The 15,441-nt window shown below is 42.7% G+C and carries 16 protein-coding genes; 3 read left to right on the forward strand and 13 right to left on the reverse strand.

The genetic code is table 11. The annotated features are described in order from the left end of the window. Positions 1-18: 18 nt before the first annotated feature. From KCV09_RS07810 to KCV09_RS07820, 3 genes are all read right to left on the reverse strand, one after another. Positions 19-708 (reverse strand): type 1 glutamine amidotransferase domain-containing protein, encoded by a 690-nt coding sequence (locus KCV09_RS07810; protein WP_151764022.1) that lies wholly within the window; start codon positions 706-708, stop codon positions 19-21. Between the two features lie 3 nt (positions 709-711). Further along, on the reverse strand, positions 712-1,335 hold the full coding sequence (locus KCV09_RS07815) for a TetR/AcrR family transcriptional regulator (RefSeq protein ID WP_151815398.1): 624 nt from the start codon (positions 1,333-1,335) through the stop codon (positions 712-714). An 82-nt stretch (positions 1,336-1,417) separates the two neighbouring features. Continuing rightward, on the reverse strand, positions 1,418-2,341 hold the full coding sequence (locus KCV09_RS07820) for a LysR family transcriptional regulator (RefSeq protein ID WP_151820023.1): 924 nt from the start codon (positions 2,339-2,341) through the stop codon (positions 1,418-1,420). A gap of 89 nt (positions 2,342-2,430) precedes the next feature. Between KCV09_RS07820 and KCV09_RS07825 the strand changes: the two genes are divergently transcribed. Continuing rightward, positions 2,431-3,069 carry a LysE family translocator gene (locus tag KCV09_RS07825; RefSeq protein ID WP_212514999.1) on the forward strand — a complete coding sequence of 213 codons (639 nt, stop codon included), beginning with the start codon at positions 2,431-2,433 and terminating at the stop codon, positions 3,067-3,069. Between the two features lie 181 nt (positions 3,070-3,250). Next, positions 3,251-3,946, forward strand: a complete 696-nt coding sequence (locus KCV09_RS07830) for a tetratricopeptide repeat protein (protein WP_151815400.1) — start codon at positions 3,251-3,253, stop codon at positions 3,944-3,946. Positions 3,947-4,021: 75 nt separating this feature from the next. On the opposite strand, the gene KCV09_RS07835 is transcribed toward KCV09_RS07830, so the two are convergent. Together KCV09_RS07835 and KCV09_RS07840 are read right to left on the reverse strand one after the other, a co-directional pair. Then, positions 4,022-4,909, reverse strand: coding sequence for a DMT family transporter (locus KCV09_RS07835; protein WP_151765405.1), 888 nt, complete (start codon positions 4,907-4,909; stop codon positions 4,022-4,024). Between the two features lie 202 nt (positions 4,910-5,111). Then, the gene (locus KCV09_RS07840) at positions 5,112-5,990 is read right to left on the reverse strand and encodes an alpha/beta fold hydrolase (RefSeq protein ID WP_004939657.1); all 879 of its coding nucleotides are present in this window, start codon (positions 5,988-5,990) and stop codon (positions 5,112-5,114) included. Between the two features lie 363 nt (positions 5,991-6,353). On the opposite strand from KCV09_RS07840, the gene KCV09_RS07845 reads away from it, so the two are divergent. Then, on the forward strand, positions 6,354-6,521 hold the full coding sequence (locus KCV09_RS07845; protein ID WP_228127985.1) for a hypothetical protein: 168 nt from the start codon (positions 6,354-6,356) through the stop codon (positions 6,519-6,521). 330 nt (positions 6,522-6,851) lie between these two features. Here KCV09_RS07845 and KCV09_RS07850 read toward each other — a convergent pair whose 3' ends face one another. The 8 genes from KCV09_RS07850 to KCV09_RS07885 all read right to left on the reverse strand — a co-directional run bounded on the left by KCV09_RS07850 (position 6,852) and on the right by KCV09_RS07885 (position 15,185). After that, positions 6,852-6,995 carry a zinc ribbon-containing protein gene (locus KCV09_RS07850; protein WP_004939665.1) on the reverse strand — a complete coding sequence of 48 codons (144 nt, stop codon included), beginning with the start codon at positions 6,993-6,995 and terminating at the stop codon, positions 6,852-6,854. 762 nt (positions 6,996-7,757) lie between these two features. Continuing rightward, positions 7,758-8,072, reverse strand: coding sequence for a hypothetical protein (locus KCV09_RS07855; RefSeq protein WP_228301551.1), 315 nt, complete (start codon positions 8,070-8,072; stop codon positions 7,758-7,760). Between the two features lie 85 nt (positions 8,073-8,157). Further along, positions 8,158-8,319 (reverse strand): hypothetical protein, encoded by a 162-nt coding sequence (locus KCV09_RS07860; protein WP_162893984.1) that lies wholly within the window; start codon positions 8,317-8,319, stop codon positions 8,158-8,160. Between the two features lie 23 nt (positions 8,320-8,342). Then, entirely contained in the window at positions 8,343-9,443 is a 1,101-nt protein-coding gene (locus KCV09_RS07865; protein WP_212515000.1) for a hypothetical protein, read from the reverse strand. A gap of 148 nt (positions 9,444-9,591) precedes the next feature. Next, positions 9,592-12,225, reverse strand: a complete 2,634-nt coding sequence (gene acnD, locus KCV09_RS07870; RefSeq protein WP_212515001.1) for a Fe/S-dependent 2-methylisocitrate dehydratase AcnD — start codon at positions 12,223-12,225, stop codon at positions 9,592-9,594. Further along, positions 12,225-13,382 (reverse strand): bifunctional 2-methylcitrate synthase/citrate synthase, encoded by a 1,158-nt coding sequence (gene prpC, locus KCV09_RS07875; RefSeq protein ID WP_004929159.1) that lies wholly within the window; start codon positions 13,380-13,382, stop codon positions 12,225-12,227. Before prpC ends, acnD begins: the two co-directional genes overlap by 1 nt. Before the next feature lie 216 nt (positions 13,383-13,598). After that, positions 13,599-14,483, reverse strand: coding sequence for a methylisocitrate lyase (gene prpB, locus KCV09_RS07880; RefSeq protein ID WP_004929161.1), 885 nt, complete (start codon positions 14,481-14,483; stop codon positions 13,599-13,601). Positions 14,484-14,504: 21 nt separating this feature from the next. Next, entirely contained in the window at positions 14,505-15,185 is a 681-nt protein-coding gene (locus tag KCV09_RS07885; RefSeq protein ID WP_004948854.1) for a GntR family transcriptional regulator, read from the reverse strand. Positions 15,186-15,441 lie beyond the last annotated feature (256 nt).

Genomic DNA, 15,441 nt, shown 5'->3' on the forward strand with positions numbered 1-15,441 from the left:
GCCGTATCGGCAGCGCACTTAGGCGCTACGCTGACTCAATAGTTTGAGCAAATGCTCTGCCACAGCTTCAGAACTGGCCGGATTTTGACCCGTCACCAATAAGCCTTCTTTTACGGTAAAGGACTGCCAATCTGCACCTTTTTCATAATGTGCGCCTTGGGCCTTAAATTCATCTTCAATCAAAAACGGTACAACATCAGTCAGTTGTACACCCTCTTCTTCACTGTTTGAAAAACCAGTTACATGCTTGCCTTTTACAAACGAGCCGCCTTCTGGCGTTTTTACATTTTTAAGCACTGCCGGCGCATGGCATACCAAACCCAATGGTTTTTGATCTTGAGTGACCTGCTCGATCAGACGAATCGAATGCGAATCGTTGGTCAAATCCCATAGCGGGCCATGACCACCCGAGTAAAATACAGCATCGAAATCATCTGGATTGATTTGCGCCAGCGGAATAGTATTGGCAAGCTGTTGCTGTGCATCTGGATCTTCTTTAAAACGACGGGTTGAGTCGGTTTGAGCATCCGGATCGTCACTTTTTGGATCTAGCGGTGGCTGTCCACCTTTAGGAGATGCCAATACCAGCTCGGCACCTGCATCTTTAAATACATAATACGGCGAGGTAAATTCTTCTAGCCAAAAACCGGTTTTTTTGCCTGTAGAACCAAGCTGACTATGTGAGGTAAGAATGATTAAAATTTTCATTGATTATTTTTCCTGTTGGTTATGCTGACATCCCGTTAAAAGGGCTTTGCTGGCATCAAGCGCCTGATAAAGAGGGGTCTTTTCTTTGTGCAGTTTGCTGAGCAATGCTGCACCCAAAAACATCTGATAAATGACCTGTGCAAGACTCTGTGCCGGTTGTACAGAAGCAATCGAGCTCTCTTTTTGCCCTTGCACAATCAAGTCCGCCATACGCGCGGTTAAACGCTTCACACCTTCATCCATAATCAGTCGCATGTCTTCAGATAAATCTGCAACTTCTGCGGCCATTTTTACAATCAGGCAAGATTCGGCCCAACTGTGTTGGGTAGAAGGATCTTCAATCCAGCATTGAAAATACGTGAGTAATTTGTCTCGTGCAGACTGCTCGCTGGCCCACAACTGATTTAAACGTATTTGATAATCGGATATGTAGTTCTTGAGTAAAGCACAACCAAAGACTTCCTTCGAATCGAAGTAATGGTAAAAAGAACCCTTTGGAACACCGCTAGTTTTTAAAATTTCTTGTAAACCCACGCCAACAAATCCTTTACGTAAGACCAAACTAAATCCGGTATCGAGGATATGTTGCCGTTTCGCTTCAGATTTTTGCGCTTGATGTGTTGTCATGACCTTCACAATAAAATAGACCAGTCGTCTATTATTATACGTCAGATTTCTTCTATGTAAAGCCAGATACTCAATGAGTCATTTAAAGTGTTGGTTCTAAAGCAAGTTTTTCTGCCAAAAATTGAATAAACACACTAAGCTTTGGCGGCAAATGTCGCGTGGGTGGATACAGTAACCATGCATCACCACTGTAATAGGTTTTAAAATACCAGTCTGGCAATACCTGAATCAGCCGACCGTCTTGCAAGGCATGTCTTGCCACAAAATACGGCAGGCTGGCAATGCCAATATGTTTAAGTGCAGCATCTAAACGGATGCCCGTGTGATTGGCCGAGTAACGTCCGCTCACCTGTACCGTGATGGTTTTCGAGCCTTGCTGGAATTTCCATTTCGAATCGCTGGGTTGTTCACCCAAATAAATACATGAGTGTTGTTTTAAGTCTTGAGGCTGTTCGGGAGTGCCGTGCTCGGCTAAATATTGCGGCGTGGCGCAAAGCAGATGATTGATTTCAATCAAGCGCCGCCCCATTAACCCACCCGGCGGGTGATCGGTGATACGAATGGCTAGATCGACACCGTCATCGATAAAGTCAACATAACGATCTTCAAGTAGCATCTGGACATCAATTTTTGGATAACGCTGAAAAAACTCTGGCATATGCGGATGCAACATAAAATGCCCCACCGCTTTGGGTACACTCATACGTACTGTACCTTGCGGCTCACTATGAAACTGCCCTGAACTTTCCATTACGGCCTGCGCAGCATTGACCATGTCGAGACAATTGACATAAATCTGCTGGCCACTTTCACTTAAACGTAACTTGCGCGTTGTGCGCTGAAGCAAACGCGTGCCCAATACTTTTTCCAGACGAGAAATTGCACGGCTAATCGCAGACGGTGTAGCGCCCATCTGACGGGCTGTTTCAGAAAAACTTCCCGTTTCGACCACTTTCACAAAAATGGCCATTTCCTGCATATAATGAATACTTTGATTTGTGCTCATGAAGCAAAAATAATTTGAATTTTTACTAGATTATCATCATCTACATGTTTTTTTACACTAAGACTTAACAAATTTTTGGGACCTTTCCGATGCTGACACACTATTGGCCTGAATTTTTAAGTTTAGCGATTGTTCACCTGCTGGCAGTGATTTTACCCGGCCCCGATTTTGCGATCAGTGTGCGTCAAAGTTTACGCTATGGCCACCTTATTGGCTGCCTGACCGCAATTGGTATTGGCATGGGAATTTCGGTGCATGTACTTTATACCTTGGTTGGGGTTGGATTTTTTATCCAAAAAAATGAGTGGCTCATGCTGCTGTTTAAATCTGCGGGTGCATTGTACCTGTGCTATCTGGGCTGGAAACTGATTACCAGTAAATCTAGCGGCGTGATTGATCTGGAGCAGCCTGCATCTGCGCATGCAAAAATGAGTAAATGGCAGGCCATCAGTACCGGATTTATGACCAATGCACTCAACCCCAAAGCCACCATTTTCTTTTTGGCTATTTTTACGACCTTAGTTAGCCCGAATACCCCCACCAATATCCAGATTTTTTATGGTGTCTGGATGTGTGTGGTGACCGCCTTATGGTTTATTTTGGTTAGCTTACTGTTTTCACGTGCCAGCATCCGTCAGGCATTTTTAAAACGTGAAACCGTGGTAGAACGCGGCATTGGTGTGGTGCTAATGGGTATGGCCATCAAACTGATCATGACCAGCGTATAGATTTAACCACGCGCTGAATCAGCATAACGATAAAACATTTAAAGAGAGACAACCCATCTCTCTTTTTTATTTCTTAGCGCATCACAAACCATGCGACCAACCATTTCACAGTCATCTGTTGCAGATTCATTCAAATTTTGGTTAAAGTTTTATCACAATAAACACAAGAAGATGTTTTGATATGCGCAATTACGTCCAGCGAAAAATTATTATTTTGATTGCTGCTTGTACGCTTAGCGTAGCAGCATGGTCTGAACCGAGCGTCAGTGATATTCGTAAAGAGGCCGAGGCTGGCAAAGCCACCGCGCAGTATCATTACGGTATGATGCATTTAAGTGGTGAACAAGGTGTTCAGCTTAATAATGCCGAAGCACTCAAGTGGCTCACTCGCGCCGATGACAATGGCAGCGTAGGCGCCAAGTACAGTCTTGGCATGTTGTATTTGGTCGGTCAGGGAGTGAAAAAGGATGAAGCACGCGCACTCGATTATTTTAAACGGGCAGCCAAGTCTGGCCATGCCAAAGCGCAGTATGTAGTCGCTCATATGTATCGCGAAGGGCGAGGAACCCCACAAAATGCACAAGAAGCCTTTAACTGGATGAGTCAATCTGCACAGCAGCACTACCCGCCTGCACAATATAGCTTGGGGCAAATGTATTCTAACGGTAAAGGCGTCCAGAAAAATGATACACAAGCATTGCACTGGTACACACAAGCAGCCGAAAACGGTGAAAAAGATGCACAGTATAATTTAGGCATGATGTATTTAAATGCAGAAGGCACAGCAAAAAATCTGCCCCTTGCCAAAAAGTGGCTACAACGCGCTGCCGATGCAGGCGACTCAGATGCCAAGCAGGTATTACAAGGACTCAAATAAACATCCTGTAATATATGATCGGAATGAGCATACCTTGCAATAAACGCAATGGAGTGATCAAAGTTTTATTTACGGCTAAGCCCAAATCACCATAATTGCGGCCACAATCACCAGCCACAAACCCATATGGTCTGTTCTAGCGAGTTTTTCTTTAAAAAAGAAAGCTGAAATTAACAGACTAAATAAAATCTCGACCTGTCCTAACGTTTTAACAATGGCAACGGTTTGCATGCTCATGGCACTAAACCAACCCAAAGACGCCAAAAAACTGCAAACGCTGACCTTAAAGGTTAGTCCAATTCGTTGCCACATATGATAAAGCGTTTGTCGGCTAAAGATTCCCAGATACAACAGCATGATGATGCATTGAAAACTGATCAGACTACATAGCACCCACGCAGCGCGATGTAAAAATGGCAGCATGTCGAGCTCTAAACTGGCTTCACGTACCAATAGTGATGTAACGGCAAAACACAGGCCACTTCCCAAACCAATCATGAGAGTTTTTAGCGACAATTCACTCTGCTGCCGACCTTTACTGAGTAGAAATACCGCAACTGCACCAATCGACACGCCCACCCAGCCCCATGCGGTTAGATGCTCTTGTAGAAACAATACCCCCACCAAAGCGGCCAAAATCGCTTCACTTTTGGCAAGCCCCACCCCAATGGCATAATTTTTTTGCTGAAACAATTTAACCATTAAGGCGGTGGCATAAATCTGGCTCACTCCAGCGATCACAATACACAGCCAAAATTTTGGAGAAAAGCTGACATGCGCAGTGATAGGCTGCTGATGATATAAAAAAGCAAGATAACTCAGTGCAAATACTGGCGAAAATAAAAATCGAGCCAAGGTGGTGCCATAGATATCGACACTGCCACTGAGCTGCTTTTGAAATGCATTACGCCACGCCTGCATAAATGCCGCCATCAACGTAAATAAAATCCAGACAATCGCCATAGGCCCCATATGCAATTCAAAAAAACACTGTAATGTACTGGATTGTGGTCAAAGTTTCGAGCATGGTTTAAGCGTTTTAAGTCGAATTTTAAAATAACGTTTGTTTTGCTGAAGTTGATCGCCCTCATAAAAAAAACCTGCTTTAAGGAGCAGGTTTTTTTCGATGTTTTATAGCATGAGTAAAAAAGCTTACACTGCCTACTTAAAAACGATCGACTGAATGCTGTACACCCAAGAAATCGAGCAAATCTTGCGCTACGCGTTCTTGTTGCGTCGCTAACACACCATGTGGCTCATCTACATACTCGATGAGTTTGGCATTCGGCAACGCTTTTTGCACCGCATGTGCGGTAATCCCAATCGGAACAGTTTTATCCGCTGTTCCATGAATCACCAGCACTGGCACGGTAAAAGCGGCCAGATCGGGTCTGAAATCTGTATAGGCAAAGGCTCTTACACAATCGACTGTGGCTTTCAAACTGGCTTGCATCGCCACTTGGGTATTCCATTTAATAAATTCATCACTGACCGCATGGCTTAGAAGGCCTACACCATAAAAATCTTTAAAGAAGTGATTAAAAAACTTTGGACGTTCATCTAAGATGCCTTCAATCATGCCTTGAAAGACTGAGCCGTCTACACCTTCAGGATGATTATCGGTTTTTAATAAAAACGGCACGACCGATGAAATTAAAGCCACCTGTTTAATATCTTTGGCTTGATGGCGACTCAAGTAACGTGCAATTTCGCCGCCTCCCATAGAGAACCCCACCAAAGTGACATTGGTGAGCTGTTTGTCTTCAATTACACCGCGTAAATCATCTGCAAAAGTATCGTAATCATAACCCGACCATGTTTGCTCTGAACGACCAAAACCACGACGGTCATAACTCACCACACGAAAGCCAGCTTCGACAAGTTTAATCGCGATCCAGTCCCAACTGTCTGAAGACAACGGCCAACCATGAATCAGTACCACAGGCTCTCCTTGGCCCCAATCTTTGACATATAATTTTGCTTTATTGGTTTTATTTGCAGTGTTTTCAGCGCTTATATTGTATTGATTTTCGTAAAGTGACATGTGATTTCCTTAAGTAAAGAGCATGCATTGGTCTATCAATCTAAAGCTGAATGATCATTTCTGGTGAGGGTTTAATGTGTAGATTTTATACAGTACGTGAGTCTTTGTTCACGTTCGGTGAGTGTGGGAGAACAGTACTGTTAATAGATTAAATTTCATACCGATATTACTATTTAAAAAACGTCACCTTATCACTATGCTACTGATATCTTAGGTTAAAATAAAATTACAAATAGAAAGAAAAATCAACGTTTTGTTGCGCGAGTGCATTATTTGTATAACAGCTTTGTACTATTGAAATATTTTGAGCAATGCTAAATTGGCAACATCATAAATAAGAACAGTACACTCATGAAAACTGAAATGACCATACAACTTCCTTCTATCATGGCAATGTGGACTTTTTTAAATGAAAACCTACATTTCAAGCTGTCTAAATACGAATTTGTTGAAGGTGGCATAAAAGTAATTGTGCAAACCAGTAAAAGTATTGCCTCGACCAAACCCAAACGTACTAAACGATTCTTTTAAGCCAAAAGCCCATTGTGAAATAAAATTTTGTAGGCTTTGGCGTACAAAGTTTTAAGGATTTTGCGGATTGGCAGCCCAATGGTACAGGTCTATTCTAAAGTCATACAGGAACAGGACGTTCCAAAACATAAAACAACAACAATAAGTTTAAGCATCAGGACGTGAGGTACGACAGGAGTTATACCTAGTAACGAAATACGAAAAAAGCCCAACAGGATGTTGGGCTTTTTTTTGCTTATTTGAATGATGGCTGAGTATTATCAATAAAAAAATCCCGTCGGTTGACGGGGATTTTTCAAAATAGCGGATAGCTGTTTTGTATTATGCGGCTTAGGCAAGCTTACTGCTAAATTGCTTGCCAAGGCATTTGGTACACGGAGGTAGTCGATCTGTACCAATTTCTAAGTAAACGCGATGTCCGCATTGGACACAAAAATAGAAGCCTGTTCCAGGTTTTTCGCCAGCTGTAACCATTTTTGTTCTCCATATATTTTAGAAATGGTATATATACTATAGCGTGATACTCTTGATTATATATTGACCTTTCTGACAAACGGTCATGATTTAATAGCGAAGTGCAGTTGTGTACGTTTTGACGTACATTGTTTTAGGGATTTTGCGGATTGGCAGCCCAGTGGTACAGGTCTATTCTAAAGTCATACAGGAACAGGACGTTCCAAAACATAAAACAACAACAATAAGTTTAAGCATCAGGATGTGAGGTACGACAGGAGTTATACCTAGTAGCGAAATACGAAAAAAGCCCAACAGGATGTTGGGCTTTTTTTTTTGCTTATTTGAATCGTGGTTTAATGTTTTCGGTAAAAAATCCCGTCGATTGACAGGAATTTTTCAAAATATTGGATAGCTGTTTGCTATTATGCGGCTTAGCTAAGCTTAATGCTAAATTGCTTGCCAAGGCATTTGGTATACAGAGATAAACGATCAGTAACAATTTCTAAATAGGTGTGATGCCCGCATTGAACTCAAAAATAGAAGCCAGTTTCAGGTTTTTCGCCAGTAGTAACTATATTTGTTTTCCATAGATTTTATAAATGGTGAACAAAGTATAGACGAAATGTGACCCTTGCCTACTGACTATTTTTTGTAAATTAATGATTTCATTTTTACAAGAAATGGTTTTGCTTAAAATTCATCATGTTTTGATCTGTTTATTTATTCTTCGTTCATTGAATCCAATACAACGATTTGTGATTACCATTTTGAAGATTGGTCCTATTTATTAAAATCGTATAAAGTCATTCCATCTTTGCCAAAAACTATTCCACGTTCTAACAGTTTTTCATACGCTGCATGATGGACGACACCTCGTTTACTGACTTTTGACTCAAGTAATCTTCTTAAAGTCGCATCACTAACGTTGGGATGCCCTACATCTTCGATGCGTACACCCACAAATTTGTCATTGGTAAAACGATCGAGTATTTCTGCGTCTGCATCGGGATTCATGGTAGCTGTGACACGGATTGCTTGATTCGGGTCAGTTAAAAATGGTTCAAGTTCTTCTGAATTGGCAGCATAACTTGTCAAAACATAGCGACGTTCTTCTTCGGCTTTTTGTTCGGGGATTTTTTGGACATATAAACCTCAAATATTTTCTTCTGCTTTTAATAAATTACAAATCTTCGCGTTCACGAGGTGGTTCATCTTTTCTTTCTTCAAAGCAGAAGTCGGGAGGCATTTCAGAAAGTAATTTAAACAGCTTTTCTATTTTAATGGTTTCATCTTGAAATTGATTTTCTTCAACTTTATAAGGATTTTCTTTTTTTAATGACACTATGAACTCCCAATTATGTAGAGTTATCGAGAGGTTGGGAGAACTATAACTTCCCTAAATTCAGTTAATTTATTTCCATCAATATCAAACAAGTGGATTTGTACTATGTAACCCATGTCTTTCATCATCATTAAAATACTTGATTGCTCAAAAATGATTTTTTTGAAATTTAAAATACCTTCACAGTTTAAGTCAATAACATTGATAACAAATGATTTTTTATGTTTTTTTATTTCCTTTATTTTATAACTAGATAAGGCTAAAGCATGGCCGATTTGTGAACATAAAGTTTCGATATTTACGTCTTTCTCTCCCCAATCAATATCCTCAAGATATTCTAAAAATAAAAATTCTATAGCAATCTTATGTAAAGCCTGAACTATATTTAAATGTGAAAGTATTTGATAAAGATCATCAATAGATATATTTATTTCTTTTTCATTGTTGTTACCATATAGACATTTAATATTTTTTTTGTTTGCGTCATAAATATATGATGAATGTTGTGCAATATTCCTCCATTGGCTTAATGGTACATGTAATAATTTCTCTTTATAAACTATTTTAAGTTTTTCATTATGTATAAAATCATTTACCTTACTACCAAATGACTTCGAATTTTTAAAAAAAATATTATCAATCGATATCAATCCATATATAAATTCGATTAAAGGCTTATGTGTACTTTCTATACTATCTCCTAACATTCTAAACAATGCCCTTACTTTATGTTTTTTATCTTTGATTTTTTCAAAATCAGATAAATAAAAATTTTCATGCCAAGTTTCTAAAGCACGAAAAAATTTAGGGGATTCTTTTTCAAGATATCTTAATCCTTGATCTCTATTATTCTTAAGGGCCTTATTTAAAGCGGACATCAAAAAATCGAAAGCTTCTTGAAACCAAACTTCATCCTCTAACTCCCAAAGTACAGAAATTTCCCAAGTATGTGTGTTTCCATGGATTGCAAAAAAAATTATTTTTTCATTATCTATATATTTTTTAAATGTTGAATACATTTTTTCTTGAAATTTTTTATCTCCTAATTTATTTTTCTGCTCAGAAATAAATTCCACATCTGAAACTGAAGCCACTAATGCTCTTTTAAAATTATTTAAATCCATATTTAGTAGTACCCCTTTTTATTCCAGCATGAATAAACACCATATTGGCTCAATAATTTTAACACTCTGAGACCAAATAATAAGCCCCTTTTTAATTTAATAAATAGGGGCTTATTATCTAATATCAATAGTTATAAATTGATAAATATCAAGCCACTTGGCCTTCTAAAAAGTCTTGCGCAAAACGTTGTAACACTCCACCCGCTTCATATACAGATACTTCTTCTTCGGTATCTAAACGGCACGTTACAGGCACTTCCAGAATCTCTTCCTTACCATCCGCTGTAGCACGCTCAATCACTAAAGTTAGCGTCGAACGCGGTGCAATATTCCCAATCACGCTATATAGCTCAGTACCATCGAGTTTTAAGGTTTTACGGTTCACACCTGCTTTAAACTCAAGCGGTAATACGCCCATACCTACAAGGTTAGTGCGGTGAATACGCTCAAACCCTTCGGCCACAATCGCTTCTACACCTGCAAGGCGTACACCTTTTGCAGCCCAGTCACGGCTTGAACCTTGACCATAATCTGCACCCGCAATAATGATCAACGGTTGCTTACGGTTCATGTAGGTTTCAATGGCTTCCCACATCCGCATCACTTCGCCTTCTGGCTCGACACGCGCTTTTGAACCCTGCTTAATGGTACCGTCGGAGCGTACTACCATTTCATTAAACAATTTCGGGTTAGCAAAAGTGGCACGTTGTGCAGTTAAATGGTCGCCACGGTGGGTTGCGTATGAGTTGAAGTCTTCTTCTGGTACGCCCATTTTATGCAAGTATTCACCTGCTGCCGAATCCATCATAATCGCATTTGAAGGTGATAAATGGTCGGTGGTGATGTTATCACCCAAGATTGCCAGCGGACGCATATTGGTCAAAGTGCGTGGTGCAGCCAGCGCGCCTTCCCAATATGGCGGACGGCGAATATAGGTACTTTGTGGGCGCCAGTTGTACAGTGGGCTTTCGGCTTGTTCAACCTCACCCAGATCAAACATAGGAATATACACTTTACGGAACTGTTCAGGCTTCACCGCTTCTTTGACCAGTGCATCTATTTCGGCATCGGATGGCCAGATGTCTTTAAGGTAAATGGCGTTACCGTTTTGATCGGTGCCGAGTGCATCTTTTTCGATATCAAAACGAATGGTGCCGGCAATCGCATACGCCACCACGAGCGGTGGAGATGCCAAAAAGGCCTGTTTTGCATATGGATGAATACGCCCGTCGAAGTTACGGTTGCCCGAAAGTACAGCCGTTGCGTACAAATCGCGATCGATAATTTCTTGCTGAATGGCCGGATCAAGCGCGCCAGACATCCCATTACAAGTGGTACAGGCATAGGCCACAATACCAAAACCGAGTTGTTCTAAGTCTTTGAGTACGCCCGCTTCTTCTAGGTAAAGCGCTGCCGCTTTTGACCCCGGTGCAAAAGAAGATTTTACCCAAGGCTTACGAACTAAACCTAACTCGTTGGCCTTACGTGCGAGTAGCCCTGCGGCCACGGTATTACGTGGGTTTGAGGTATTGGTACAAGAGGTAATCGCCGCAATGATGACGGCGCCATCTGGCATCAAGCCTTCTGCTTCTTGTGCTTTGGCTGCATCTAAGTTGCCTGCAATGCCTTTTGCTGCCAAGTCGGCGGTTGAAACACGGGCATGCGGATTAGATGGGCCTGCAATGTTGCGTGTAACAGTAGATAAATCAAAACGAAGTACGCGCGGGTACTCGGCTTGAGTCATTTCAGATGCCCAAAGACCGATTTCTTTAGCATATTGCTCAACCAATGCCACTTGAGCATCTTCACGGCCTGTCAGACGCAAATAGTCGATGATGTTCTGATCGATATAAAACATGGCTGCGGTGGCGCCATATTCTGGTGTCATGTTTGAAATGGTGGCACGGTCACCCACCGACATGCTGTCGGCTCCCTCGCCAAAAAACTCCAGATATGCCCCGACCACGCGTTCTTTTCGTAAAAATTCAGTTAAAGCCAGTACGATATCGGTCGCGGTAATGCCGGCCTGACGCTGCCCGACCAGCTCGACGCCAATGATATCGGGCAAACGCATCCAAGAAGCACGGCCCAGCATCACGTTCTCTGCTTCTAAGCCACCAACACCTATCGAAATAACACCCAATGCATCGGTATGCGGAGTATGTGAATCGGTGCCGACACAGGTATCTGGATAAGCTACACCATCACGTGCCTGAACTACTGGCGACATTTTTTCCAGATTGATCTGGTGCATGATGCCGTTTCCGGCAGGAATGACATCGACATTTTTAAATGCCGTTTTGGTCCATTCGATAAAATGAAAACGGTCTTCGTTACGACGGTCTTCAATCGCGCGGTTTTTCTCAAAGGCATCGGGATCGAATCCGCCATATTCGACCGCAAGCGAATGGTCGACAATCAGTTGCGTCGGCACCACTGGATTCACTTTAGACGGATCGCCACCTTTATCTGCAATGGCATCACGCAGGCCCGCAAGGTCAACCAGTGCGGTTTGGCCTAAAATATCATGACAGACCACACGCGCCGGATACCAAGGAAAATCTAGATCCTGACGACGTTCGATCAACTGCTTTAAATAATCGGTCAGATGCGCAGGATCTGCTTTACGAACCAACTGCTCGGCCAGCACTTTTGAGGTATAAGGCAATGTCTGGTAAGCACCTAGCTGAATATCTTCAACAGCCTGACGCACGTCGTAATAGTCAAGCGGGGTATCGCCAAGTGCAGCATTGGGCAACGGTTTACGATATGGATTTGACATTAGCCACGCTCCGCCAACGGTTTAAATTCGAGATTTTCTGGGCCGGTATAGTTTGCACTTGGACGAATAATCTTACCGTCTTGACGCTGCTCGATCACGTGCGCCGACCAGCCTGCGGTACGTGCAATCACGAACAATGGTGTAAACATGGCCGTTGGCACACCCATCAGGTGGTAACTTACCGCGCTAAACCAGTCGAGGTTAGGAAACATATTCTTCACTTCTTTCATCACGGCTTCCAAACGCTCCGCGATCAAATACATCTTGGTGTTTTGCTGTGACTGTGCCAAATCGTAGGCCACTTTTTTAATCACTTCATTACGCGGGTCGGATACGGTATAGACCGGATGACCAAATCCGATCACCACTTCTTTCTTCTCTACACGGCTTCGAATGTCTGCCTCAGCTTCGTCTGCATTGTCATAACGTTGCTGAATCACAAAGGCCACTTCATTGGCACCGCCGTGTTTAGGGCCACGTAGTGCGCCAATTCCACCGGTAATGGCCGAGTACATATCTGAACCTGTACCGGCGACTACGCGTGAGGTAAAGGTAGATGCATTAAACTCGTGCTCTGCATACAAAATGAGTGAGGTGTGCATGGCCTGAATCCATTCTTCAGATGGTTTTTCGCCATGCAACAAGTGCAGGAAATGCGCTGCGATTGAGTCGTCGTCGGTTTCGACCTCAATACGGCGCCCATTATTACTAAAGTGATACCAGTACAGCAGCATCGAACCGAGGCTGGCCATAAGTTTATCGGCAATGTCTTTTGCGCCGGCTTCGTTATGGTCTTCGTGTTCTGGGGTTAAACAACCCAATACCGACACGCCCGTACGCATCACATCCATGGGGTGAGCAGACGGCGGAAGCTGTTCAAGTGCTGTTTTGAGTGCTGCCGGTAAGCCCCGAAGTGCCTTTAATTTGGCTTTATACGCTTTAAGCTCAGCTTGATTTGGTAATTTGCCATGAACCAGCAAGTGTGCCACTTCTTCAAACTGGCTGCCTACAGCGAGATCTAAAATGTCATAGCCACGATAATGCAAGTCGTTACCGCTACGGCCGACGGTACAGAGCGCGGTGTTGCCTGCCACTTGTCCACTTAAGGCAACTGATTTTTTTGGTTTAAAGCCTGTTGTTGTTTCATTTGAGCTCATAAGATTGTCCTTTCCTATCGATCTGAATTTATTTATTAGGCACGATGGAGTCGTACCATTTTCACTTCTTATTTCGAGATTAACCACTTCGCCTTGCGCCTCATCAGAGCTTTAATCGCTTTAAAAGCAGTGCAAGGCCGTCCAATGTAGCTGCATCCATGCCGCCCTCACGATAGTCAAGACTATCGTTTTCGCTTCTTTTCAAAGCGGGCTTGTTCATTTCTTTTTCGCAAATGCGTTATCTAAATAGTCTTCAAATGCATAGTAGTTAATGCGCTCATACAGCTCTTTACGCGTTTGCATGATGTCGACCACATTCTTTTGTGTGCCTTCTTTACGCAAGGTTTCATAAACTGTTTCGGCTGCCTTGTTCATGGCACGAAATGCAGAAAGCGGATACAACGCAAGGCTGACATCGGCAGAGGCCAGTTCATCGGTGGTAAATAGTGGCGTAGAACCAAACTCGGTAATATTGGCCAAAATGGGTGCACCAGTCGCCTGTGCAAATTGCTTATACATTGCAAGCTCGGTAATGGCTTCTGGAAATAGCATGTCTGCACCGGCTTCGATATACGCACCTGCGCGATCAATCGCAGCCTGTAAACCATCGACAGCCAATGCATCGGTACGTGCCATAATCACAAAATTTTCATCGGTCCGTGCATCGACCGCCGCTTTAATCCGGTCGACCATTTCTTCTTGGCTCACAATCGCTTTATTTGGACGATGACCACAACGCTTGGCACCGACCTGATCTTCAATGTGCATGGCGGCAGCACCAAATTTAATTAGCGATTTGGTGGTACGAGCGATATTAAATGCTGAAGCGCCAAAGCCTGTGTCGGCATCGACCAGCAAAGGCAAATCGCATACATCCGTAATACGGCGCACATCGATCAATACATCGTCTAAATTACTAATACCTAAATCGGGTAAACCAAGCGAACCCGCCGCAACGCCACCACCCGACAAATAAATGGCTTTATAACCTGCGCGTTTGGCCAATAAGGCGTGGTTGGCATTGATGGCACCCACCACCTGTAATGGACGTTCACTGGCGACTGCATCTCTAAATTTCTGTCCTGCTGAGACTGTAGACATGTGCTGCTCTCTCCCTGTCAATTAAATAAAATGTTGTTCGATGTTGCGATACGATGCTGCGATATGCCGGCGCATCAGAAGTTCTGCCAGTTCAGCATCGCCTTCGGCAATCGCGTTTAAAATATGTAAATGTTCAGATAGTGCTCTGTGCGGACGATTCGGGGTTTTGGAATACTGCACCCGATACATTCGAATTAAATGATAGAGTTCATCGCAGAGCATTTTTTCCAAGGTTTTGTTGCCACAATTTTTAATAATGCAGTAATGAAAATCGTCTTGGCCTTCTTGTAAATAGTAGCCCTTACCTTCTTTAAAATCGGGATCTTGCGCGTGCAGATGCAATACGTCACGCAAATTTAAGATTTGCTGTTTGTCGATGCTTTGCGCGGCTAGTCGGCAAGCCAGACCTTCTAGGTTTTCACGAATCTGATAGAGTTCTCGCAATTGCTGATGTGACAGCGATACCACCCGCGCGCCTACGTGTGCGGTGCGCTCGACCAGTTTTTGTCCTTCTAGCCGATGAATGGCTTCTCGCAACGGCCCGCGGCTGATGCCATAAACACGTGCCAATTCTGGCTCCGAAATTTTACTGCCCGCTGCGATTTCACCACTGACAATCGCCGATTGAATTTTTTTAAAAATCTGATCGGTCAGGGTTTCTTGTGTACTTGCGCGCGCGGCTGGCTCAAGAAGTTCGGTCATGATGATGTCAACAATTACGACGATGCTGTTGTTAAAATACGCACAGATAACGCAAATTGCAATCACATTGTCGACAATATAAAAAACTCACACGTTTACTTTTTTAGCATTAAAACTATTAATTCATTGAAAATAATTAATTTATTCAAATAAACTGAATATCGAATTATCTTTTAGACTTAAGTCGAAGTTCTCAAAGTGTAAACAGTTTGGCGGATTTGATTACTTTTCTAAGCCTATACATGTAGAGGTGTAT

It is taken from the genome of Acinetobacter soli (assembly GCF_018139125.1).
Lineage (GTDB): Bacteria > Pseudomonadota > Gammaproteobacteria > Pseudomonadales > Moraxellaceae > Acinetobacter > Acinetobacter soli.

What these genes read in the sequence shown, in the direction of transcription:
- KCV09_RS07835 (WP_151765405.1), bottom strand. Translation starts at nt 4,909, where the DNA reads ATGGCGATTGTCTGGATTTTATTTACGTTGATGGCGGCATTTATGCAG.
- KCV09_RS07865 (WP_212515000.1), bottom strand. Translation starts at nt 9,443, where the DNA reads ATGGATTTAAATAATTTTAAAAGAGCATTAGTGGCTTCAGTTTCAGAT.
- KCV09_RS07815 (WP_151815398.1), bottom strand. Translation starts at nt 1,335, where the DNA reads ATGACAACACATCAAGCGCAAAAATCTGAAGCGAAACGGCAACATATC.
- prpB (WP_004929161.1), bottom strand. Translation starts at nt 14,483, where the DNA reads ATGTCTACAGTCTCAGCAGGACAGAAATTTAGAGATGCAGTCGCCAGT.
- KCV09_RS07885 (WP_004948854.1), bottom strand. Translation starts at nt 15,185, where the DNA reads ATGACCGAACTTCTTGAGCCAGCCGCGCGCGCAAGTACACAAGAAACC.
- KCV09_RS07830 (WP_151815400.1), top strand. Translation starts at nt 3,251, where the DNA reads ATGCGCAATTACGTCCAGCGAAAAATTATTATTTTGATTGCTGCTTGT.
- prpC (WP_004929159.1), bottom strand. Translation starts at nt 13,382, where the DNA reads ATGAGCTCAAATGAAACAACAACAGGCTTTAAACCAAAAAAATCAGTT.
- KCV09_RS07850 (WP_004939665.1), bottom strand. Translation starts at nt 6,995, where the DNA reads ATGGTTACAGCTGGCGAAAAACCTGGAACAGGCTTCTATTTTTGTGTC.
- KCV09_RS07840 (WP_004939657.1), bottom strand. Translation starts at nt 5,990, where the DNA reads ATGTCACTTTACGAAAATCAATACAATATAAGCGCTGAAAACACTGCA.
- KCV09_RS07810 (WP_151764022.1), bottom strand. Translation starts at nt 708, where the DNA reads ATGAAAATTTTAATCATTCTTACCTCACATAGTCAGCTTGGTTCTACA.
- KCV09_RS07820 (WP_151820023.1), bottom strand. Translation starts at nt 2,341, where the DNA reads ATGAGCACAAATCAAAGTATTCATTATATGCAGGAAATGGCCATTTTT.
- KCV09_RS07825 (WP_212514999.1), top strand. Translation starts at nt 2,431, where the DNA reads ATGCTGACACACTATTGGCCTGAATTTTTAAGTTTAGCGATTGTTCAC.
- acnD (WP_212515001.1), bottom strand. Translation starts at nt 12,225, where the DNA reads ATGTCAAATCCATATCGTAAACCGTTGCCCAATGCTGCACTTGGCGAT.
- KCV09_RS07845 (WP_228127985.1), top strand. Translation starts at nt 6,354, where the DNA reads ATGACCATACAACTTCCTTCTATCATGGCAATGTGGACTTTTTTAAAT.